Here is a 22513-nt window from a genome sequence, read left to right as displayed (position 1 = left end):
CCTTGCGGGCTTGCTCGCGGTCGTCTTTGGACTGAGCTTTTTCCGACTTCTGACCACTGATGAAGGCTTGTCGCCACGCCTTGATCTGCTCGGGGTAAAGGCCCTTTCGACGGCAGTACTCACCCAGCTCAATCTCGGATAAACCGCTGGCTTCAAGGACGACGGCAAACTTGGTTTCGGCGGTCCAGTTCTGGGCCGATGGGGTGTTTTCGGGCACTGCGTTTCCTTCAGAACTGACCTGCTTGCGCCAGTTGGACAAAGACATTTCGCTGACCCCTTCGCGCCGGGAAACCTCGGCCATCGATAGGTTGAGCGGGGGAAGCAGCATCTTGAGCAATGCGGCTTTGCGTTCCGGTGAATAGTACGGCACGAACAGTCTCTTTCCGCCCCCGATTAGTGTTTTTAGGAAAATTCGGAGAGGCGACAACTATCCTGACACCGGGGGCTAAACTCGTAAGTGTCGTCGCCGAAAAACATTACGTCGACACAGAGGTCTACACATTCCGTACGGGTGGAACAAATGGTCACTATTTTTCGGTGATGGTGACGCCTGGCGAGGTTTGGATCGACGTCAGTTTGGTTGATCCCGGTCGAGGAGGTAACGGTATCTACGCTGCGGTAGGCGCATTTGCAGCGAATACTAGGCGAGAATTTATTGGCGATCCTGAGGGGCTTTCAGACATTGCTGCGCGCCGACGGACTGACGCGATGCTTTCCTCAGCCCTAAAACAACGGACGACTAATCACATCAGGCCGCATCAACGCCAGATTGACGGTGATGAACGGCTAGGCATCCCGTCGATCAAATGGATAGACGATGATACTATCGGCAATATCCAACGTATGCTTGAGACAGCATATGAATCCTTAGCCTTCTACGTGCCGGAGGTACGAAATGCTTGCTACAACTTCGAAAGTAAAACCTTCCGCGACGTTGCGGGCGGACAGCTTCTGGATGAAGATTTGGCAGAGTGGAGTTTTGAGCATCCAGGAAGCCGAAAGGCGGGCGCTGGGCTCGCAACGTTTAAAAGAGGCTTACTCGTCGGTACCCTTCTACGCCAGGAAAGCGGCTCGAGATCCGCAATTTTGGAGCAAGTTTTACGCGAGCCGCGTGAATTCGTAGAGAACGGCAATCTCGCTGGGACTTTCTATTAGCGATACTGAAATCCCGCCCAATCCGTACGTATCCGTACCTAGTTGTGTTCGTCACCCCCATCCCACTTCCATGACATTTACCCATCGAAAGATGTAGGTGACGGCCTACGGCGTTGTAAGACGTACAGCTCGGATGCTTACGACGATGGCAACATCCTACATATGGTTGGGAATCCCCTTCCCTATCAATCCCTTGCGTATTTTTTGCTGAGGCGACTATAGTCTTGGCGTCGCCCAAATGGCGACCGGGTTTGGCGACCCGCAGTGGGATGCAAAAACGCTTGTTTTGTTGCAGGCGTTCTTGCATCTGTAAAGTTGTCGTTATGGCAGCTGTACGCGGGAGACCTCCGGGTCTGCCGGCTTCCACTCCGGTTCGCCAACCTGCGTACAGTTGCCACCTTTCGTTTGGCGACGATTAGGTGGTGAAACTTTCCCAGTGGAGCTTACTTATGAACCGATATATGGGCCTTACCAGCAACGCCGACGACCACCCCCTCTACGTCGATACCACCGCCCCGCTACACATCCTGCTCGACTCAGCCTCCTACCGAATCCGTGCCGCTACCCAGTTCCTGGAGAATTTGGCGATGCGCGATGGACAGACCATCGACCCCGCGACCTTGCAAGATCTGGCGCAGCTTTGCTGCATCCCACTGCGTGATGGGTGCGATGTGATGGATGTGATTGCGCGACGATTGGATGCGGCACCGGCAGGTTCCACTCTATAAGCCTGCCAACCGACAACCTGTGGCGAGGGAGCTTGCTCCCGCTGGGCTGCGCAGCAGCCCCTTTTGTGAGCGCTTCGCACTCAAGCGGGAGCAAGCTCCCTCGCCACGGTCCATCGTTTTTCTTGCGGGAGTAGCATTACGGTAGTCCCACTTTTGGTTTGCATACTAGCCTTCCAAAGGTCCGCACAAGGAAGTCAAAAAACCATGCCTGACCGCCAGCAACTCCACCAAGACGGCTACGCCCTGCTCCATCAAGCGATCCCGACCGAGTGGCTGGCCGACCTTCGTGCCGTGTTCGATGCAGGTGTGCGACCGTCGGACCAATGGCCAGTGCCACGCGGCATGGACTGGCGCTATTCGATGCTGGACGATGATTCGAAGATCCAGGCTGTATGTCGTCTACCCCAGCTACTGGCGGTGGCGGGAGAGTTGATCGGCGAGCGATTCTTCCTCTCCCAAGTGGAAGGACGCGAGCCTCTGGCCGGCAGCGGCCACCAACCATTACACCGCGACTTGTCGGCCCAACGGCCAGGCGACATCGCCATCGCCTTGGCGTTTTTCGACGATTACGGCCCCGAGAACGGCGCGACACGGATCGTCCCCGCCAGCCATCGCCTCGAGCCGGGCGCCCCACCCTTCGACTTCAATGACGAGTCACGCGCCGTACAGCTTTCAGGCTCTGCCGGTGACATCCTGGTGTTCGATGTCGATCTGGTACACGCCGGCAGCCTGAACGTGATCGGCGCACGCCGTCGTTCCATTCTGATCGGCTATTTCTCGGAGTCGCTCTACGCCTCACACCTGGAAACCGTGGCGCTGCGCAATATTCGTATGGACACCCGCGACCGATTCGCCCCCACGGACTTTGTTTTCAGGGGCTAGGATTTTTGCTCGATGAAAGTGATGCGCAGCGGTTCGAATCTGAGCTTTAATGCCCGTGCTTGTCGACAACCCCATTCGTCTGATCAAGGAAGAAACGACATTGAAAACAGCTTTCGGCGCCCTGTTGTTGGCTTGCCTGACGACCATCGCATTGGCTGACGAAAACCCCGTCGGTTTCCAATCCTCCACCCTGCCGGACTCACACAATGGCCGCGCACTGGAGATGGTTGTTTGGTACCCCAGCGCCACGACCGAAACCGCGCAACTGATCGCCGATAACGCGGTGTTTGTCGGCGCTTCGGCCGTTCGTAACGCGCCGCCCGCGGCCGGCGAACATCCATTGGTGGTGCTCTCCCACGGATACCGGGGCAACTGGAGCAACCAGATCTGGCTGGCCAGTTCTTTGGCCCAGAAGGGTTACATCGTCGCCGCCATCAACCATCCCGGCAGCACCACCCATGACCGCAGCCCGCAAGCAGCGGCGCGGCTATGGCAGCGGCCCGTTGACCTGCGCCGAGCCATCGATGCCGTCACGACCCAACCTGAAAAATTTGGCCGGGTCGCCAATGGCCGAATTGCCGCCGTGGGCCATTCACTCGGCGGCTGGACCGCCCTGGAGATCGCCGGCGCTCGCTTCGACCCAGAGCGCTTCGCCCAAGACTGTAAAACCCACCCGCAGCTAGCCAGCTGCACCGTTTACGAACAGATGAACCCTGCCAGCACCACTGAATCAAAGGCCGAACTGGCCGCCGATTGGCGCGATAAACGCGTTACTGCGGTGGTGACATTGGACCTGGGCCTTTCACGGGGCATGACCGATAAAAGCTTGGCCGCGCTGCCTGTCCCCGCCCTGGTGATCGCTGCCGGTGTACCGTCGCGAGAGCTTCCCGCCGAGTTGGAATCTGCCAACCTGGCCAAGCGCCTGCCCTCGGCGACAAGCCGCTATGTCGAGATCAAAGACGCAAGCCATTTCAGCTTCATGTCGATGTGCAAACCGGGAGCGGAGGGGATGCTCGAAGAGGACGTGCCGGGGGACGGGATCATTTGTCGAGATGGTGATGACGGTCGTGCTCGGGGGGTGATTCAGCAGCAAATAGCATCGCTGATAGCGGAGTTTCTCGCGCAAGCACCTGCAGACAAAAAAGGCAGTTTGTAACCGGTGGTACTGACTCGCTGCGGCTGAACGAAAATGCCGTGGCAGTCATTTGGCATTCATGGAGGATTCTGACTGATGGCACGCGTAGGATTGATACTGACACCCGGTTTTGCGGACTGGGAATATGCTTTCATCGCTGGAACTGCGTCCCCTTTTTACGGGATCGACGTCAGGTTTTTCGCACCTGCTACGGGGCAGTTCTGCTCACAGGGTGGATTGACCATAACGGTTGATAGCCGTTTGCAAGAATGCCTGGACTGGAAACCGGACGTTGTCGTCGTCATTGGTGGAATGGTCTGGGAACGTGCAGAAGCGCCCGATATTCGCGATTTTCTTCAGGCGAGTCGATCAAGTGGCGCGACTATTGCCGGGATCTGCGGAGGAACACTGGCACTGGCCAGGGCCGGGCTTCTCGACACGGTTCCTCATACCTCGAACAGCGCCGACTTCTTGCAAAAGAATGCCGTGGGTTATGAAGGCAATGAGTTTTATCGAAGCAGCCCAGTCGCGGTGGTCGCGGACCGCATCATCACTGCTCCAGGCCCTGCCCCCGTGAGCTTCACCTGCGCAGTGTTCGAAGCTGCCGGGTTATCTTCAGAGATCACTGCTCAGTTCAGGTCGATGTTGGCGGCGGAACATGGGTAAGCGCTTCGCCCTACGTGAGCGCCTGTCAAAGTCACGTGCCCGCCCAGGCCGGAAATGCGATGTTATCGACTTGATAAAGGAGGCTAGATGAGGGGCCCATCTGCCCAGCATTATCAGGATACTCAACAAGTAGGGGCTTGCGTGCAACGTGTCATGATTATCGGCCAGCCTGGATCAGGAAAAAGCACGTTGGCTCGGAAAATGGGCAAACACACCGGACTGCCAGTCATTCATATCGACACGATTCATTGGCAGCCTGGTTGGATCGAGCGAACCCCAGACGAAAAGACACGGCTTTGTCGCGAGGTCGAGGCGCGCGATCAATGGATTTTTGAAGGTGGTCATTCTGCCACTTGGAACAACCGTATTGCCCGAGCCGATCTTTTGGTATGGATTGATCGCTCATCGGCACTTCGGTTCTGGCGTGTGCTTCTCAGAACGTTGATCCAGCGAGGCCGCCCACGTCCCGATCTTCCAGAGGATTGCCCAGAGCAGCTAGGGAACCTCCCGCAGTTTTTCAGATTCATGTGGACTACCCGTAAATCAGCGCGTGCGAAGATGAAGCAGCTTGTAGCAACGGCCCCATCGACATGTCGCGTTATCTATCTGCGGTCCAACCGCCGGACCAAACTATTTCTGTCGAGTGTTGGAGAAGCGCCTAGCGTAGAACCGCCGCGAAAAATCGAAAAAGGGCACAGATTTGTTTTATGGAAGCAAAAGTAAATTTGTCCTCTTTCCCCTCTTCATTTTTTCATTTTGAAGCGCAGGAGAAACGATGACGAGTTCGCCAGAAGAGAACGGTCTATCCCCGGCCAGCACACACAGCGACCTAGACGCGGCGGATAACACGGGTTTCGCCGCCTGGGCTCGCGTCTGGGCGGAGCTTGGCGTTGTTTGCCCGTCACAAGAGGCGTACGAAGCACTCATTCGGCACTACTGCGAGCCGCACCGCGCCTACCACAACCTCCAGCATCTGAAGGAATGCCTTCACGTGCGCCGAGTCGTCAACACGGCCTGCCAGGCCTGCGCCGAAATCGACCTCGCGCTGTGGTTCCATGATGCGATCTACGACCCGCTTCGCAGCGACAACGAGCTACGCAGTGCGCAATGGTTGGACGACGTGGCACGTGATAGCGGCTTGGGCGATGAAACGCGACGCAGGCTTTACGACCTGGTGATGGTGACACGACACGACGGCGCCCCGGCGTCGGCAGACGAAGCGGTATTGGTGGACACGGATCTGGCGATCCTTGGAGCGTCGTTCGAACGGTTCGAGGAATACGACCAACAAATTCGCCGCGAGTACCCGTTTGTGCCTCTGCCGGTGTACCGCCAAAAGCGACGCCAGGTCCTTGAAGGCTTCCTGACGCGCGGGCGGATCTATACGACTGCAGCGTACTTCGACGCATTCGAGCAGCAGGCACGCGCAAATCTTGCACGCGCCATCGGCCGTCTCGACTGAGGACTGGATTCAAGCGGCGAAGGGATAACTTACTCCCCTGACTCCACTCGCTTCATGGCTTCGAGAAGCAGGCCCTCAAAGTACTCGCTCCTATCTCGTTCCTGCTCTTTTTAGCGGCCAATACAGTTACCGTCAGTTTGCCCGCGCCGAGAGTCGCATCGTGCAAGATCTACCCGGTTACCTGCACTTGAGCATCACGCTGCGTCAATGCCTGTTGCAACCGCCAAACCACCGCTACACCAGGACAATACGTTTGAGCTTGGCGTTCAGTGCGGCGAACGCCGCTTCGGTACTGGCCTTGTGGTTGGTGATGAGCACGTCGATGCGTTCTGGCGGGCAAAAAGCGACGCGGCTCTCCACGCCAATCTTGCTGTAATCGGCGAGGATGACTACGCCTTCGGCATTGTCGGCCATGGCGCGCGCCACTTCGGCTTCGCGGTGGTCGTAGTTGCTGGCACCGCGCTGGGCGTCGATGCCGACCGGCGACAACAGCGCCAGGTCGGCCCGATAGCGGGCAATTTCCGCCACCGTGGTGCTGCCGACCGTCGCCGGCGCACGATCGTCGAGTGAACCGCCCAGTACGAGCACCTCGTTGTGCCGACCGCCCGACGCGGCGGGGTTGCGCAGTTGCAGTGCCACGTTGAACGAGTTGGTAATCACGGTCAGCCCTCCCAGCTTGGCCAACTCTTCGGCAAGGATGACGGTGGTGGTGCCCGCGTCGATGAACACTGTCTGCCCATGTGACAGCAGACTGACCGCGGCGCGCGCGAGGTCACGCTTGAACTTGACGTTGCTTTGCGCCCGCTCGGCAATGGGTGCTTCGTCCTCAACGCGGATGGCGCCGCCGTGTATCCGCTTCAACTCTCCCTGTTCTTCCAGAGCGACCAGGTCGCGCCGCACTGTCTCGCGAGAAACATTCAGGTCCGTGACGATGCGGTCGGTGGTGACGCGCTGCAAGGTCGATAGCAGTGCGCGGATCCGCTGGTAACGCTCTTCTTGCCACATACCGTGTGTTCCTGCTGTTCGAGCACGCATTGTGGAGGGGCGTCAGTCGCTGTCAAGTTTGGCTCGGCCCCAGGATCATTGAGCTGACACGCTCTGCGCGGCATATTTGTGTAATATTGAGGCATTATTGTTTTTTTGTGCATTTGGAGCTAGCCTCGTGGCCGGACGGTCTCTTCCCCTCGTCCGTATTTCGAAACACGCTTTCGCCATCGCCTCGGTTGCAACCTCTCGTCTAGCAGTAGGAGCTATGCCATGCAGCGTCGCCAGTTTCTGAACACCCTCGCCATCGTTTCCATCGTCTCTCCGCTGTTGTTGTCATCCCGCATAACGCAAGCCGCCACGCCTGCGACCACACCGAGTGCACTGGACCCAGCGCGCTGGTCGCCGCTTAACCAAAAGCGTCTGCAAGCAGTGATCAATCAGCACGGCGTCAAAAGCGCGTCCTACCGTCCTGACCAGCGCCCATACGCGGTGTTCGACTGGGACAACACCTGCATCATGAACGACTGTGAAGAAGCGCTGCTGGTCTACCAGATCAATCATTTGCAGTACAAGCTGACGCCTGATGAGTTCGCTGCTGTGGTGCGTCAGGACGTGCCGAACGGCGCGTTCATGAAGGACTACACCACGGTGGACGGCAAGCCGGTCAAGATGGAAGACATCGCCAGCGATGTGGAAGCGGATTACCGCTGGTTGCACGCCAACTACAAGGGGCTCGCTGGCGACAAGAGCCTGGAGGAGATCCAGACCAGCGAGCAGTACAAGGATTTTCTCGCCAAGCTCTACTTCATGTACGACGCGATCTGCGAAAGTTACCCGGTGGAGATCGGCTACAAGTGGATTCTGTATTTCTACAAGAACATGACCACGGCTGAGTTGCAGGCGATGGCCGAGGCTTCCAACAACTACGCCATCGGCGACGCGCTGCGCAAGGTCAAGTACGAGAGTTCGCGCACATTACCGGGCAGGGCCGGGGTGGTGGCCGCTACCCACTTCCATGGCATTCGTATCCATGAGGAGATTCGTGGCCTGATGCACACGCTGCGCGCCAACGGCATCGACGTCTATATCAGCACCGCCTCGATCGACGATGTGGTACGCGTGTTCGCGGGCAATCCTCATTACGGATACGGCGTGCCGCCTGAGAACGTGATCGGCCTGCGCATGGCGATGGAAGGCGGCAAGTACACCACTCGTTATCAGCCTGACTGGCACTTCAATTACGGTCCGGGCAAGACCGTCGGCATCAAGAACGTGCTGGTTAAACAGAAGGGCTATGGCCCGGTGTTGGTGGCTGGCGACAGCGATGGCGATGCCTGGATGCTGCGCGACTTCAACGATACGGCGGTGGGGGTGATCGTCAACCGCATGAAGAAGGGCGAGATCGGCGCCGACAGCCAGCAGGCCGCTACCCAACTGGGCAAGCCGGACGCCCGCTTCGTCCTACAGGGGCGCGACGAGCACACCGGCCTGATGATTCCAGACGAGAAATCGCTCAAATACGGTAAAGACGAGCTTAAGCTGCTGGCTTGATGGCACGGGCTCGCGGGTGGCCGGCGGCCATCCGCGAGCAGCAGTGCAACTCACCTTGTATCTGCGGGGATGATGATTCTGCGTCGGAAAATCGCTACCACTGCCGGCCCGAGAGAGTCTGTAAGTAGTATCGAGTCAAAATGTGAGCTGCCCCGAGTTTTCGAGGCGCGCCCCACAGGCCGATTTCTGCCGATGCTGACCATCAGCTATAGATCGATAACGCCCCTTTACAGATGTCAGAAATCGATCAAAAAGCCGCTATCGATTTAAGGCCGCCCCCTCAGATAGCCGCTTTTTTATGTGGTTCAGTGCCCCGTAACCGCAGGCCTGCCAGCCGCACGCGGGCCCGATTTAAAGCCGTGAACCCGAGCGCTCCAGACAATTGCAAACCCCGCCCCCGCCAATAGCACCATTGCCCATGGAAAAGAGGCGACGCCCCACCTATCCAGCAACACCCCACCCACCACCCCACTCCCCGCAATCGCGCTATTCCAAGCCACCACATTCAACGACAACGCCACATCCGCCCCATCCCCCGCCGCATCCGCCAGTGCCGTTTGCAGCAACGTCGCCGCCCCACCGAAGCTCAACCCCCAAACCGCCACGCCGATGTAGATCACCTCAGGCACACGACCCAAAAAACCAAGCACCACGCAAACCGCCGCAAACGCTGCCAGGCTCACCAACACAGTCTTGCGCAACAAAGGCTCAACCAATTTGGCAGTCACCCAAATCCCCACCAACGCCGCAACACCAAACACCAACAGCACCAAATCCACTTGATCCTCCAAACCCGCCGGCGCCACGAACGGGGCGATGTAGGTGTAGAGAATGTTGTGTGCCAGCATCCAGCTGATCACCACCGCCAGTACAGGTCGCACGCCGGGCGTGGTCAGTACAGTGCATAACGACATGCGCTGGTGCGCGAGTTGGGGTGAGTAGTCAGGGACTTTCACCAGTACCCAGGCAATCAGCACCAAGGTCAGGCCCGACATGATGCCGAAGGCAGTGCGCCACCCCGCGAGGCCACCCAGCCAGGTGCCGAGAGGCACACCCAAAGACAGGGCAATCGGTGTGCCGACCATGGCCAGTGCCAGCGCCTTGCCCTGTTGATGGGGCGCGACCATGCGCCGGGCGTAGCCGGCCAGCAAGCTCCAGGCCAGCCCCGCCGCGACGCCGGCGAAGAAGCGCGCCACCAAGGTCAAGCCATAGTGGGATGACAGCGCGGTGATGGAGTTGAACAGCAAGAAACCGACTATGGTCAGCAGCAGCACGTTGCGACGGCGCCAGGCGCGGGTGGCAATGGTCATGGGGATGACCGCCAGCACCGAGCCCAGGGCGTAGGCAGTGACCATTTGCCCGGCCATGGAGGGGGAAATCGCCAGGCCTTGGCTGATCAGCGGCAACAAGCCGGCGGGCAGGGTTTCGGTGACGATGCAGATGAAGCCGGTCATGGCCAGGGCGAGCAAGGCGCCAATGGGCAAGCGCTCGGGCGCTGCCGATAAGGTAATTGAGGGTGTCACGGGAGATTCCTTGAGTGAGGACTTCGACTTAAATACTGATCGATATAAATGTTGAGGGCAGTCAGCGCACGTTGTCAACGACTTATGTATCGACTAGTATTTATCTCATCATCCACAGGAGCCGTGAAATGGCGCAAATGGGCCGCCCCCGCACCTTCGACCGCGACCACGCCGTGGAACAGGCCATGCACCTGTTCTGGCAACACGGTTACGACGCAACTTCCCTCGCTCAGTTGAAAGCCGGACTGGGTGGCGGGATTTCCGCACCGAGCTTTTACGCGGCGTTCGGCTCCAAGGAGGCCTTGTTTGATGAGTGTGTGCAGCGTTACCTGACGACCTTCGCTCAGGTCACCGAATGCCTGTGGGACGATAACCTGCCGCCACGCCAGGCCATCGAGACCGCGCTGCGCCAGTCGGCGCGCATGCAGTGTGAAGACGGCCATCCCAAGGGCTGCATGGTGGCCCTCGGGGTGATGAGCGCGCCCAACCCAGAGAGTGCGCGGGTGGTCGAAGCCCTGACCCAATCTCGCGCCCGCACTCGCGCGGGGATTTTGGCGTGTGTTGAGCGGGGGGTCAGCGCCGGTCAGTTGCCGGGCAATATTCACGCGCCCGCGATGGCTACGGTGTTCGACAGTTTCCTGCAGGGTATTTCCATCCTCGCTCGGGATAACACGCAACATGGGGTCATTGATGCCGCCATCACCCAGATAATGCTGACGTGGGACATTGCTACCTATACCGAGCCGAGCAGCTAAAAAGCAGACATCCTGTTACACCCCCTCTTGAGCAGCAGCTGCCTCTGCATGGAGCATCGAGGCAGCTATCCATACTTGCGACCTAAGCCTGGAACAGGTTGGAGATCTTGACGTCCGGATCTACCTCAGCCTCGTAGTCAACCCCTTCGATCCCGAAACCGAAGAGACGCAGAAACTCCGCTTTGTAACCGGCAAAGTCAGTCAGTTCGTAGAGGTTATCGTTGCTAACCTGATCCCAAAGTTGCTTGACGCGGTCCTGGACTTCGGGAGCCAGCTCCTTGTAGTCCGCGCGCAGGCGGCCCTCTTCATCCATCACTGGAGAATGGCTGTACAAGCTGTCTTTGTAGAGCGCATAGACCTGCTCGATACACCCCTCGTGTGTGCCCTGCGCTTTCATGACTTTGAACAACAATGACAGGTACAGCGGCATGATCGGGATAGCTGAACTTGCCTGAGTAACCACCGCTTTCAATACCGAGACCCGCGCATCGCCCCCCAGAACAGCCAACCGTTCACGGATACCAAGGACTTTCTGATCCAGGTCCTTCTTGGCCGCACCAATGGAGCCGTTCCAGTAGATGTCATGAGTCAGCTTTTCGCCCAGGTACGTGAACGCGGTCGTTTTCGCCCCATCCGCCAAAACACCCGCTTCGTGCAGGGCATCGATCCACATCTGCCAGTCTTCGCCGCCCATCACGGCCACCGTGCCATCGATTTCGCTTTGGGTCGCGGGTTGTAGCGTGGTGTCCTTGACCACTTCCTTATCAGTATCCAGGCCCCGCAACGTCACGGCCTTGTCGAGCGGCTTGAGGGTAGAACTGAACACTTCACCCGTCTTGGGGTGTGTCCGGCGCGGTGCGGCAAGACTGTAAACAACCAGGTCGACCTTGCCGAAGTCGCGTTTGATAACGTCGATAGTCTTCTGTTTGATCTCATCGGAAAAAGCATCGCCGTTGATGCTCTTGGCGTAGAGGCCGTCGGACTCGGCAAACGTATGAAAGGCCGCAGTGTTGTACCAGCCGGCAGTGCCGAGCTTACCCTCATCGCCTTCACGTTCGAAAAACACACCGAGAGTGCTGGCGCCACAACCAAAAGCTGCCGTTATCCGCGCAGCAAGTCCGTATCCAGTCGATGCACCGATCACGAGTACGTTCTTTGGCCCTCCGGTGATCAATCCTTTCGTAGTAACGTAATCGATCTGATTCTTGACGTTGGCTTCGCAACCAGTGGGATGGGTAGTCACACAGACAAAGCCGCGAACGCGCGGTTTAATGATCATAAAAGTTCTCCCTCTTCCAGAATGAGAGCCAACCTTGGCTACAACGTTATAGACGCCTGGAAAGCTGGAGCGTCACGATGAAAGATCGGCAGCGATTGATGCCTCGCCAAGCAATGCTTGAACAAATCCTTCCTGCTGGTCATATGGGCATTGGCCGACCTCGAGCCTGGCAAGAGACTGCGACGGTCTAACCTCGACCGTTGTAGTGGGTAGTCAGACGTCCGTCTGTTCCTCCCTTTCCAGGGCGTCATCGACCTCGATCCCCAGGTATCTGACGGTACATTCAAGCTTCGTACGGCCAAGCAGGAGTTGCACTGCTCTCAGGTTCTTCGTCCTGCGATAGGTTAGCGATACCTTGGTTCTCCGTAGCGTGTGGGTTACATGGTTGGTGTGTCCTGCATCGGCAACCTCTCTACGAAAGTCGTTAGGTTCAGCGGTTGTTACAGAGTGCCCATTGGTTCGCGCGAATGGACAGAATCCGTGTGTCAGTCCGCACTTGGCCGTTTCTGACTGTCGCATCGTTACAGCGAATGTCGCCTTAGGATCCGCGGAGCAGCCGCCTCTCCTGGATATCAGTCACGGCGCAAATGGCAGAGGGCCGGATATCTGCCAGGCATGGGATACTACGCACCCGATCGATCACGGTTCAATCAAGATGCTTCGTCTTCTTTCCCTGTCTGGCAGCCTACGCACTGCGTCGTCAAATACGCACACACTCATCGCGGCAGGCCTGTTGGTGCCGCCGGGCGTTGTAGTCGAACATTACGATGAGATTGGCGAACTACCCCACTTTAATCCGGACCTCGAAGTCAACCTTCCCCAGCGCATCGTTGATTTGCGCACTCGAGTGGGTCAGGCAGACGGCCTCCTGATTTCTTGCCCGGAATACGCTCGCGGGATACCAGGGTCCTTCAAGAACATGCTGGATTGGCTGGTAGGAAGCCTGGATTTTCCCGGAAAGCCAGTCGCACTTTTCAACACCTCGCCTAGAGCATCTGCTGCCCAAGCCGCTTTGAAGCTGGTCTTGGAAACGATGTCCGCAACGCTCGTCCACGATGCTTGCGTCACTCTGCAATTATTGGGCAAGCAGACCGATCCAGTCGCCATAGCGAATGATCCCGTTAGCGGCGAAATACTGCGGCAAGCGCTTCAGGCAATCGTCGAGCATCTCCATGTCGTGGCGGCACCCTCTTAAATCCTAGGGGCGGAGCAATGATGCACCACGTCATTTGTCACCTTTGATCGACGTCTTTGCATTTTCCATACCTACGAACGTCGGATAGAGCCTCGGTAGCGGGCTTCGCAAACCGGCCGCGAGGGACCGCTCCTGGCCGATTTTAGTCTGTCTCGAAGGGCAGCAGCCGACCCCTTACGGATTATCAGCGTCATCAATATCGTGATCTGTCCCCGATGGGCCTCCGATGGGCCTTATAAGTAGATCCCCTGTTTTTGTCCAATGTTCAAGTACTGCCTAGGTGCGTTCTTGATCCGGCGCCGAAATCAAAATGCCATCTCCAGCCTTCTTGCTTTCCTGGTTCTGAAACGCGTCACTAAAAGCCGCCGCTAATATGCCGGTTGGCATGGCGACCAACCCAATACCAGCCACCGCAGTAATACCGGCGAAAAAGCGACCGGCAGCAGTTATCGGAGTGACGTCTCCGTAACCAACCGTTGTCAGCGTGGCGACACTCCACCACAAGGCTCTCGGGATGCTGCCAAAGGCTTCCGGTTGCTCAGCAGCTTCAAGCACGTAGAGGAAGGTGCTGGAGACCAGAAGCAGCATCAATGCGGCCATGCCACTCAGCATCAATTCGTAACGGCGCTTGGAGATGGCTTGCCACAGAAGCGTCCAAGCTCTTGTGAAACGCCCAAGCTTCGACACCCTGAGAATTCGCAGCAGTCTGGCCAAGCGCAAGTAGAAGGTGGTGCCGTCGAATACAATCAGCAGCAAAGGTAGTAGAGCAATGAGGTCAATGATCGACCAGACACTGAAAATGTATTTGAGCCGGCCATATTTGCCCGAGAACAGGGGATTCATTGGAGCAACGTAGACCCTCAAGCAATACTCGATCAGAAAAATCCCAAACAACAACCACTCTACTGCCCTGAACATCTGATGGTAGGTTTCGGCTACAGACTGCTCGGTTTCCAATACCGCCACCAGCACCGCGCCGATAATCAATACGCAGATGAAGCGGTTGAAACCTGATATGCCATGGTTTCTGGCAGTTGCATCGACCTCAAGAAAAAGACGTTCCCTGATATTCATCGTGATGCTTCCCTGTGTTGGCGATATGCATGGCAATGGCTTCTGGCGGACTTTTCCCCAAATCCCCTAGCCACTCGACGCGACTATTTCGATGGATCATTGTGTGATTCCGTGCTCTATTGGCTTATCAGCAATGATGGCATTATGAGGTCTCCCCATGAAACGTTTGGCTATTGGTTTTACTCTGCTGTTTGCTTTCAACTTCCCTTCGCTGGCAGTCAGCTCCTCTAGCCACGGTATGTCACAGAACGGAGCGGAGATTCTCGAGCACGGAGGCGGATGCCGTAAAAGCTCACCGCCAGGGCAGTGTTGTCATATGGATAACAAGGTCGGGAGTGTTCACTGCCATTGAGACTGAAGGCCCAGCCGTCGGCTAATACTTGGAGCTCCTTTGAATGGCCGACTGCTGCCGGTCAGGACAGGACGGAGTCGACCCAAAGAAGCCTGCTGTATACATCCAGAAAAGCGGAATTCACCCACCCAATCAGCCTTCAAATCAACCGATCCACAACCCTCGCGTTCCACAATTCCCGATACCGCTCCCGCCAGCCCGGACTCCCCTTATCCAGCCACTCCAACGTCGCCTCGATACTCTCAGGGCTGATCATGAAGTGATTGATATGCTCCTCGATCCGCTCTTGCGATAAATGCAGCGAATCCAAGTAACCATTAAAAGAGTCCGCCAGCACCACGTACTCATCGCCCTGCTGACGACGCCCAGTCCAAGCGGGCAAGCCTGCCACCATCACCGCCACGTCCTGGCGCCCTTCCCGCAGGTCCAGCAGCAAGATACTCGCGCCGCCGTCGCGACCGATCGGCAGCAATCCCGTCTCGGGGAAGCCGGGCTGGGCCCGCAGTTGCTCCAGTTCGAAGGGGTTGGATTCATACGCTTTGTCCGGGTCCAGCCCGTACAGCGAAAAACTAAGCAGTTCCTCGTCGCCATTGGCCAGGGTCGCCAGCACATCGTATTCCACGTAGGCGCCGTTGCAGGTCTTGAGGAATTGGCGATAGTCGTCCGGCAAGCGAGCCCCCAGGCTGGCTTCCAGTTGCGTGATGGCACGCTCGGTGGCGCCTTCACGGGTGTCTTCGAGGATGAGGCCGCGGTAGTCAGTCATTGATGTCTCGAAAAGGTATTGGGTCCTGAAGGTCTTGAAACACGCCGCGCCGCACAATCAGTCCGACACGTCGATAACAAGTGCTCCGCTCACTTGCTGGCCAGATGTCTCTCGATCAGCCTCGCCGCCTCATCTGCGTGAGTAAAGCCCAGGCTGTGATCGGCACCAGAAAAAACGTGCAGTTCAGCGCGGGGCAACAGTTGGGCAAGGTACTGGCCGACGCGAACGGGGCTGATCGGATCAGCGTCGCCCCAGAGCAGCAGGACCGGCATGCGCAACTCGACCAAGCGGGACGTGAGGTCGGTGCGGTCGTCGAGAAACCAACTCGGCAGCGTCGAGTTGGCCGCCGCAAAATCCGGGCGCCAGTCCTGCGCGCCCAGCGCCGACATGTCCACCCCGCCCGAGGTGACGGTCAGCACCAAGTGGGTGATCAGTTCAGGACGTTCAAGCGCTGTAAGCACAGCGACGATACCGCCCATGGATTGCGCCACCAGCGCTGTGGGCCGGTCGATCTCGGCCAGCACACGCGCCACTAGGTCACTCATGCCGGTCACGCCAGGCACGGGCGGTGTGTCTCCAAAACCGGGCCAGCCGGTATGAACTTGCTGCGCCGGGTGGGCCAAGCGCTCAGCGACCGGATGCCAGAACTGGGTGTTGCCCGAGGCGCCGGGCAGGAAGATGAGTTTGACGGGGGATGCGGTCACGGGTTCGTCCTTGAGGGTGGATTTGAAAGGGTCAGCAAGAATGCAAAAGAGATACCGCCAGGTTCGATGAGCGCATCGAAACGAGAGCTGTCATCCATAGCTGCCCTTCGTGAAAGAGAGATCGTGGAAGACAGCAGCCATTGCGCCTTTCGTTTTGGTCAGTGAGGCCGAATCCTTCTATGCTCAGCCATTATGCGCAAGGAATTACCTTGATGGGTTACCTGATTCGAAACGCTATGGCTGCCGATGCCCCGGCCATCAGTCAAACGATCATCAATGCTCTGCGCCAGTCCAATGCCCAAGACTACTCATCCGAAATTATCGATCAAGTGGCGCAAAATTTTTCTCCCTTGGCAATTCTTCAATTGTTGGCTCAACGTCAGATACTCGTAGCAATAGTCGACAACCATATTGTTGCAACGGCGAGTCTTGATCAGGACGTTGTCCGAAGCGTGTTTGTCGAGCCGAGCTATCAAGGGCAGGGTCTCGGGAGACACCTGATGGAGAGGCTTCAATCGATCGCCATAAACGCAGGTCTGAACCTGCTACGGGTTCCCTCTTCAATCACCGCAGAAGGCTTTTATGCTTCGCTTGGCTTTATAAAAGTCAGGGATGAGTTTCACAAATCTGAGCGCACGATCATCATGACGAAAATCTTGGACCTGTAGCACTGCAGCGGCCTAGATATCGGTGTTAGGCCACTTCGGTGTGATGCTGATGCAATGATTACGCCCTTCTTTTTTGCACCACCACGAAAACTCCATGAAGAATTCGTCATCTGGGAAGAGCACCCCATTATCAACCGCACCGTATTACCCACACTGGGATCCACCCCCTATGCCCCTGATTTCAGCTACGGACGCCCTTAAGCAGAAGCTCAAGTGCCCCCAGGGCCTGCAACAGCCTGTCTGAACCTGGTTCAGCTTCTGCGATCCAGAATGCTGCTTCGCACAAGGCACCATGGATTAGCATCGCCAATGCTTCGGGATCGGTTTGTACAACCGTCTCTTGCAGCATCAGTTGCTCAAGCATCTTTTGTAGGGAGGCTGCACAGTGCCGATGCGCTTCTGGTGGGGAGCTACCCAGAACAGCGCGCGCATCCCGCAATACGATGCGCTGTATTTCAGGCTCCTGTGCCATTTCCAGGTACATGCGACAGCGATCCCGGAAAGCCTCCCATGCGTTGTCTGTACTGTCCGAAATCACTTGTAGCCGCGTGTCCATCTCCGCATCAATTTGAGCGACCACAGCCGTGAGTAAACCTTTCTTGTCGCCGAAATGATGGTAAAGCGCGCCCCGCGTCAGGCCAGCCATCGCTGTCAAATCATCCATGGACGTTTCGGCATAGCCATGTTCGCTGAAAACCTGGCGTGCGGTCTTCAGCAACGTGGTACGTGTTTCTTCCATATCAGCGCGTGTACGTCGAACCATGATAACTCCAGACCAATAAGCCATTTACATTCACTGCGTATGATTATAGGATTTTAATCATACGCATTGAATGTATATTTACAGTTCAGCGACGCCCCGACAAGCTGAACTCTTCGATAAGGAGTATCGAGCATGGCCAATCCGTACCGAATACTGTTCCAAGACCCTGGCACCAAGGGATTCTCCCTTGCAGGCCTCCTCGCCCGTCTACCACTCCCCATGACAGGTATCGGCATCATCACCATGCTTTCGCAGTTACGGGGCAGCTACGCACTGGCAGGCGCGATTTCTGCCACCTTCGTCCTGACGTATGCATTAATGTCACCGCAGGTTTCACGCATGGTGGATCGATACGGTCAGCGCAGGGTACTGCCCTTGTCTGCTGGCATCAGTGTTTTGGGTACTCTTCTACTGCTTGCCTGTACCTACTGGCATACACCCGATTGGACATTGTTCGTAGCCGCTGTGTTAGCGGGTTTCATGCCGAGCATGTCGGCCATGGTCCGCGCTCGCTGGACTGCGATCTATAGGGGCAAGCCGCACCTGCAAACAGCTTACTCACTCGAAACCGTGCTGGACGAAGTGACGTTTATCGCAGGCCCTCCGATTTCCGTTGGTTTGAGCGTGGCCGTCTTCCCCCAGGCAGGACCGTTAGCGGCAGTTGTACTGCTGGCGATTGGCGCACTTGCTTTGGCAGCGCAAGTATCCACCGAACCGCCTGTAGAATCGGCTGAAGAAATGAGCACGCGAACAGCCTCAATCTTTCGCTTGGCAGACGTCCGGCTATTAACATTGCTGATGGTCGCGATGGGCGTCATCGTCGGAACGGTCGATATCGTGAGTGTCGCGTTCGCGGAACAAATGGGCAGTCCGGCAGCGGCCAGTATCGTGTTGTCCTGTTACGCCATCGGCTCGTGCGCCACGGGCTTGTTGTTCGGTGCGCTAAAACTGAAAACGCCGCTGCACAAACTCTTGCTGGTGGGTGGCCTTGCAACTGCCGCAACGACACTGCCCTTGTTGATGGCTAGTAACATTACCAGCCTCTCAGGAGCAGTGTTGGTGGCAGGGTTATTCTTTGCGCCCACCATGATTGTGGCGATGTCCTTGGTGGAGCGAATTGTGCCGGAGCGACAATTGACCGAAGGCATGACCTGGTTACTGGCGGGCTTGAATGTGGGGGTGGCGATGGGGGCTGCAGCGTCGGGCCAACTGGTGGATATGGAAGGGGCTCGCTATGGGTTTAACGTTGCTCTGGCAGCCGGAGCAGCTGTATTACTGGTAACTATTTGGGGGTATCGACGGATGCGAGAGCACTCGCTTGCGACATCGTACTCGGTATGAAGGCCCTCTGTGACGCGCCCTGTTCAGAGTAATCTGCAAATAGAAAAAGCCGCTCCGGGATGATGTTCTTGCCCGCGGAAGATGTAGGTGGTGGCCCTGCTGATTTGTAAGACGTACAGCTCGGATGCTTACGATTATGGCAACGTCCTACATATGATTGGGAATCCCCTTCCCTATCAATCCCTTGCGTATTTTTTACGGTGGCGACTATAGTCTTGGCGTCGCCCAAATGGCGGCCGGGTTTGGCGACCCGATTGACACAATTCCAACAACACAGGCAATTGTCATGAACCAACACATGGGCCTGACCAGCAACGCCGACGACCAACCCCTCTACGTCGATACCACCGCGCCGCTACACATCCTGCTCGACTCAGCAGCCTACCGAATCCGTGCCGCTACCCAGTTCCTGGAAAATTTGGCGATGCGCGATGAACAGACGATCGACCCCGCGACCCTTCAGGATCTGGCACAACTTTGCTGCATCCCCCTGCGTGATGGGTGCGACGTGATGGATGTGATTGCACGACGATTGGATGCGGCCCCGGCAGGTTCCACTCTATAAGCCAGCCAGCCGACAACCTGTGGCGAGGGAGCTTGCTCCCGCTGGGCTGCGTAGCGGCCCTTTTTGTGAGCGCTTCGCACTCAAGCGGGAGCAAGCTCCTTCGCCACCCATTCATCGTTTCTTAAGTACGCGTTACAGAGCTGTAGGTAGAGAGCTTTCCAATGACCCAAACAGCTACTGATGGCGGCGCGACTCAAGTCCGAAAGCTTGCTAAAGCACGATGAAAGCTTCGTATCGGGGCGCTTTTGACAGCTCTTTCAATTTCTTTAATCGATTCCATGGGTGCTTCAACTCTCCTTGAATGCCCAATGCGACGATTACCACTAGAGCGAACAATGACACGCTTGAGCATCCGTTTCTAATCAATTACCGCGAAGCATCACACCACACTCGCCCGATGCAGACTGCTCATATGCCCAACGCCCGCCGCCTGCAAACGGCTCACCAGATCCTCCCGCGCCGCTCGCCCGCCCGAACGCACGTACTCCAGCTCCGGCGCGGTGATCAATACCACCGGCACCAATCTGACCGGGGACAAAGGCATGTCATCCAGTTGGGTAGGGAAATCCGGCTCCGGGGCGCCGAGCAGAACGCCGGTGGAGTCGTCATCGGTCACGAAGAGCTTGGGCAGTTGATCGCTCATGTGGTGCGATTGGCTGAGCCCGGGCAGTTCAAGGGATAGCGTCCCGTATTGGTCAAGTTGGTGGGTGATGCCGCCAGCGTCGGCCACCGTTTTGGCGACGTGCTCCAGCAGCTCGAAGGCCCAGCTGCCTTTGAAAGGATCGACCTCCCCCACTGGACCATAGGCGTGCTCGGGGATATCCGCGGTTTCGACGAACAATTCCATCTCGAAGCCGTTGCCCATTCCTTCCGTATCATCGAATGGATCGGACAGGCCTTCAGTGGCGAGGATGATCGTGTCGCCACGGCGAACCACGCGGTAGGCCTGGCGGGTCGAAGGCCAGTACGGGCCGCCGGAAAAGGTTGGGCTGATCAGGTAGGCCAGGACATCCCGCTCGACCGTGCCGACAGCGCTCCAATGACGATCCAGGCACGCTGCGCCGGCTTCCCGGACGGCCAGATTGGCGGCTTCAGCCTCGGTCAGGTCGCCAAGCTCGTGGGATTGCGGCGCAGGCTGGTCGTCTTGGGGTTCAGGGGCTTTCGATGAACCGAAGAGCTTCTTGAAGAAATTCATGGGCGTTCCTTGCTGGTTTTTCGCTCAACCTCGCCCGTGTCAGCACTCGCTGATCCGATGGCAGGCGTTGGGCGCATTGTGGCGTCTTGGCGTTGATATGAAAACGCGGGCAGGCACTTGCGGGCAGTTTCGACGAAAGGCGTGACAATCAGGCTATACACCGTCAGGTAACGTTGGTGGTCCTGTTCTCCGGTGCCGAAACGCAAGTGCTCAGGCTGCGTGCGGGTGACATAGAGCGTGCCGAACAGCCAGTCCCACAGCGACAGGTTGACGCCGAAATTGCGGTTGAAATGGCGCGGAGCATCGCTGTGGTGGATCTGGTGCTGAGCCGGACTGTTCAGCACATGTTCCAGCACCGGGCCAAAGGACAGCCAGACATGGGTGTGACGCAAGTTGGCCGCCAGGCTATTGAAAATGAACACCAGGTACGTCACGCCGAACAATGTGTAGCGGCTGATCTCACCACCACAGACATACCAGAAGCAGCCCGTGAAAAGGCCCAGGCAGGCGGTAATGCAGAGCTTCTCGACGATCTTCTCCACAAAATGCACCCGACTCGCGGTGGCCGGCACCAGCACGGGCGCCGAATGATGCACCTTGTGAAAAGCCCAGAGCCAGCGCGAATGAAACGCCCGGTGCGCCCAGTAGTGGACGAAATCCTTCACCAGAAACACCCCCAACCCATAGAGCAAGGCGAGCGAAAGGTTCTCCCCCAGACGCGGACGCGCGCCCCAGAGGTTGCTGAAAAAAGCCAGGTAATCCCCGGAGCGCAGGATGTACGGATCGACCAGATGAACAATGGGCAACACCAAGGCAATCTTGAGAATGGCCCGGACGAAGTAGTAGCGATAGTCCAGCAACGCCGAACGATGCAGGTACACCCCACGACCACCGATGAATTGCCAGAACGAACGAGCGTCAGTCAGGCCATGGTGCTTTCTGAAACGGAACAGGCCATAGGCGACACCGTAGGAGGCGCAGAGAAACAGGATGCCGAGGCGGCCGTTCAGGTTGAAAATGCCGAGGAACTGCTGGGTGACGGGTGCGATTACCCATGCGCTCAGGTGTTGATAGACAAGGGAAAACGCATCCACGAAAGGCCGGTCTCTGTCGAAGGAATGGCATTGTAAATCAGTCGCGTTGGGCTGGGCTTGGGTTTTCAGGCATTTTCTGGGGCGGTCGCTCAAAAGAATCTAGGGACGGCCCGATCTAACGCGACGCATATGGATAAGTGCGGTTCTACGCTTATCTGGAGAAACTCGCTCTTCGACAGCAAAGGGCAAAAAGCCCAGCTTTGGATAAAGCAGCAAGCCTGCCGTGTTTTCATTGAAACACGATACCTGCACCTCAGTGGCGTCATAGCGGTCGAACGCCAGGGCCGTCATCGTTTCCACGAGAAAACTGGCAACACCTTGACCTCGAGCCTCTCGGGCAACGATGACATTGCCGATACAGCAAACCCCACCGGTTTCAGCCCGATAGAAGTTAGCAAAACCAACGACACGGTTCCCAGCCTCGATGACCGTCGAATCGAATCGTTGAGCGATAGCGTCAGCCAACTGCGCCTCAGTTAGAGGGTATTGGGCTTTCGGGAACATATAGAACAGTTCCCGAGCGTCCTGCGCAAAGCTACAGAGAGTCTTGATGTCATCGGCCGTCACTGGCCTGCTTTGCAATTGCATTGGGCGTCCTTGAGATCTATGCACTTGGTGCGCGAAAAGTTATCAGGCTCGCTGGCCGTGGCTCAGGATCATCGAGAAATGATGCAAA

At 57.3% G+C, this 22513-nt stretch carries 24 protein-coding genes and 1 pseudogene; 13 read left to right on the top strand and 12 right to left on the bottom strand.

Annotated elements, in window-relative coordinates:
• Positions 1–370: transposase (locus AACY42_RS22125; RefSeq protein ID WP_339479443.1), on the bottom strand; the 370-nt coding region annotated here is incomplete at its 3' end.
• Here AACY42_RS22125 and AACY42_RS22120 point away from each other — a divergent pair.
• The 7 genes from AACY42_RS22120 to AACY42_RS22090 all read left to right on the top strand — a co-directional run bounded on the left by AACY42_RS22120 (position 355) and on the right by AACY42_RS22090 (position 6028).
• A complete protein-coding gene (locus tag AACY42_RS22120; protein WP_339482307.1) occupies positions 355–1155 on the top strand; it encodes a hypothetical protein in 801 nt (266 codons plus the stop codon). The two genes, AACY42_RS22125 and AACY42_RS22120, sit on opposite strands and share 16 nt — an antisense overlap.
• Before the next feature lie 449 nt (positions 1156–1604).
• On the top strand, positions 1605–1883 hold the full coding sequence (locus AACY42_RS22115) for a short-chain dehydrogenase (RefSeq protein WP_339482305.1): 279 nt from the start codon (positions 1605–1607) through the stop codon (positions 1881–1883).
• Between the two features lie 204 nt (positions 1884–2087).
• Positions 2088–2765 (top strand): phytanoyl-CoA dioxygenase family protein, encoded by a 678-nt coding sequence (locus tag AACY42_RS22110; protein WP_339482304.1) that lies wholly within the window; start codon positions 2088–2090, stop codon positions 2763–2765.
• A 100-nt stretch (positions 2766–2865) separates the two neighbouring features.
• Positions 2866–3921 carry an alpha/beta hydrolase family protein gene (locus AACY42_RS22105; protein WP_339482308.1) on the top strand — a complete coding sequence of 352 codons (1056 nt, stop codon included), beginning with the start codon at positions 2866–2868 and terminating at the stop codon, positions 3919–3921.
• Positions 3922–3996: 75 nt separating this feature from the next.
• Positions 3997–4566 (top strand): DJ-1/PfpI family protein, encoded by a 570-nt coding sequence (locus tag AACY42_RS22100; protein WP_339482303.1) that lies wholly within the window; start codon positions 3997–3999, stop codon positions 4564–4566.
• A gap of 141 nt (positions 4567–4707) precedes the next feature.
• Positions 4708–5289 (top strand): AAA family ATPase, encoded by a 582-nt coding sequence (locus tag AACY42_RS22095; RefSeq protein ID WP_339482301.1) that lies wholly within the window; start codon positions 4708–4710, stop codon positions 5287–5289.
• A 52-nt stretch (positions 5290–5341) separates the two neighbouring features.
• On the top strand, positions 5342–6028 hold the full coding sequence (locus AACY42_RS22090) for an HD domain-containing protein (protein WP_339482300.1): 687 nt from the start codon (positions 5342–5344) through the stop codon (positions 6026–6028).
• Positions 6029–6262: 234 nt separating this feature from the next.
• Here the strand turns inward: AACY42_RS22090 and AACY42_RS22085 are convergent, their stop codons facing one another.
• Complete coding sequence (locus tag AACY42_RS22085) at positions 6263–7033, bottom strand: DeoR/GlpR family DNA-binding transcription regulator (RefSeq protein WP_018613693.1); 771 nt, start codon at positions 7031–7033, stop codon at positions 6263–6265.
• Between the two features lie 252 nt (positions 7034–7285).
• Between AACY42_RS22085 and AACY42_RS22080 the strand changes: the two genes are divergently transcribed.
• Positions 7286–8566 (top strand): HAD family hydrolase, encoded by a 1281-nt coding sequence (locus AACY42_RS22080; RefSeq protein ID WP_339482296.1) that lies wholly within the window; start codon positions 7286–7288, stop codon positions 8564–8566.
• Positions 8567–8871: 305 nt separating this feature from the next.
• Here AACY42_RS22080 and AACY42_RS22075 read toward each other — a convergent pair whose 3' ends face one another.
• Positions 8872–10089, bottom strand: a complete 1218-nt coding sequence (locus tag AACY42_RS22075) for an MFS transporter (protein ID WP_339482294.1) — start codon at positions 10087–10089, stop codon at positions 8872–8874.
• 128 nt (positions 10090–10217) lie between these two features.
• Between AACY42_RS22075 and AACY42_RS22070 the strand changes: the two genes are divergently transcribed.
• Positions 10218–10844, top strand: a complete 627-nt coding sequence (locus AACY42_RS22070; RefSeq protein ID WP_339482293.1) for a TetR/AcrR family transcriptional regulator — start codon at positions 10218–10220, stop codon at positions 10842–10844.
• 82 nt (positions 10845–10926) lie between these two features.
• Here AACY42_RS22070 and fabV read toward each other — a convergent pair whose 3' ends face one another.
• Complete coding sequence (gene fabV, locus AACY42_RS22065) at positions 10927–12123, bottom strand: enoyl-ACP reductase FabV (RefSeq protein WP_053180817.1); 1197 nt, start codon at positions 12121–12123, stop codon at positions 10927–10929.
• 213 nt (positions 12124–12336) lie between these two features.
• Positions 12337–12501 (bottom strand): annotated as a pseudogene (locus tag AACY42_RS22060) (integrase); the annotation flags it as partial.
• Positions 12502–12778: 277 nt separating this feature from the next.
• Here AACY42_RS22060 and AACY42_RS22055 point away from each other — a divergent pair.
• Positions 12779–13318, top strand: coding sequence for an NADPH-dependent FMN reductase (locus AACY42_RS22055; RefSeq protein WP_339482292.1), 540 nt, complete (start codon positions 12779–12781; stop codon positions 13316–13318).
• A 276-nt stretch (positions 13319–13594) separates the two neighbouring features.
• On the opposite strand, the gene AACY42_RS22050 is transcribed toward AACY42_RS22055, so the two are convergent.
• The 3 genes from AACY42_RS22050 to AACY42_RS22040 form a co-directional block, all read right to left on the bottom strand.
• Positions 13595–14392 (bottom strand): potassium channel family protein, encoded by a 798-nt coding sequence (locus AACY42_RS22050; RefSeq protein ID WP_339482291.1) that lies wholly within the window; start codon positions 14390–14392, stop codon positions 13595–13597.
• Between the two features lie 491 nt (positions 14393–14883).
• A complete protein-coding gene (locus AACY42_RS22045; RefSeq protein WP_339482290.1) occupies positions 14884–15507 on the bottom strand; it encodes an SMI1/KNR4 family protein in 624 nt (207 codons plus the stop codon).
• Between the two features lie 89 nt (positions 15508–15596).
• Positions 15597–16211, bottom strand: coding sequence for an alpha/beta fold hydrolase (locus AACY42_RS22040; RefSeq protein WP_339482289.1), 615 nt, complete (start codon positions 16209–16211; stop codon positions 15597–15599).
• A gap of 212 nt (positions 16212–16423) precedes the next feature.
• Here AACY42_RS22040 and AACY42_RS22035 point away from each other — a divergent pair, with 212 nt between their 5' ends.
• Complete coding sequence (locus AACY42_RS22035; RefSeq protein WP_339482287.1) at positions 16424–16879, top strand: GNAT family N-acetyltransferase; 456 nt, start codon at positions 16424–16426, stop codon at positions 16877–16879.
• Positions 16880–17060: 181 nt separating this feature from the next.
• Here the strand turns inward: AACY42_RS22035 and AACY42_RS22030 are convergent, their stop codons facing one another.
• Positions 17061–17642 (bottom strand): TetR/AcrR family transcriptional regulator, encoded by a 582-nt coding sequence (locus tag AACY42_RS22030; RefSeq protein ID WP_339482285.1) that lies wholly within the window; start codon positions 17640–17642, stop codon positions 17061–17063.
• A 132-nt stretch (positions 17643–17774) separates the two neighbouring features.
• On the opposite strand from AACY42_RS22030, the gene AACY42_RS22025 reads away from it, so the two are divergent.
• Entirely contained in the window at positions 17775–18983 is a 1209-nt protein-coding gene (locus AACY42_RS22025; RefSeq protein WP_339482284.1) for an MFS transporter, read from the top strand.
• A 286-nt stretch (positions 18984–19269) separates the two neighbouring features.
• Positions 19270–19548 (top strand): short-chain dehydrogenase, encoded by a 279-nt coding sequence (locus AACY42_RS22020; protein WP_339482283.1) that lies wholly within the window; start codon positions 19270–19272, stop codon positions 19546–19548.
• Between the two features lie 379 nt (positions 19549–19927).
• Here the strand turns inward: AACY42_RS22020 and AACY42_RS22015 are convergent, their stop codons facing one another.
• The 3 genes from AACY42_RS22015 to AACY42_RS22005 all read right to left on the bottom strand — a co-directional run bounded on the left by AACY42_RS22015 (position 19928) and on the right by AACY42_RS22005 (position 22425).
• Positions 19928–20743, bottom strand: coding sequence for a suppressor of fused domain protein (locus tag AACY42_RS22015; protein ID WP_339482282.1), 816 nt, complete (start codon positions 20741–20743; stop codon positions 19928–19930).
• Positions 20740–21837, bottom strand: a complete 1098-nt coding sequence (locus AACY42_RS22010; RefSeq protein ID WP_339482281.1) for a sterol desaturase family protein — start codon at positions 21835–21837, stop codon at positions 20740–20742. Before AACY42_RS22010 ends, AACY42_RS22015 begins: the two co-directional genes overlap by 4 nt.
• 99 nt (positions 21838–21936) lie before the next feature.
• Positions 21937–22425 (bottom strand): GNAT family N-acetyltransferase, encoded by a 489-nt coding sequence (locus AACY42_RS22005; protein ID WP_339482279.1) that lies wholly within the window; start codon positions 22423–22425, stop codon positions 21937–21939.
• Between the last annotated feature and the right edge of the window lie 88 nt (positions 22426–22513).

It is taken from the genome of Pseudomonas sp. RL_5y_Pfl2_73 (genome assembly GCF_963970515.1).
Lineage (GTDB): Bacteria > Pseudomonadota > Gammaproteobacteria > Pseudomonadales > Pseudomonadaceae > Aquipseudomonas.
The sequence above is the reverse complement of the archived record's forward strand: the minus strand, read 5'-3'. Positions and strand labels throughout refer to the sequence as shown.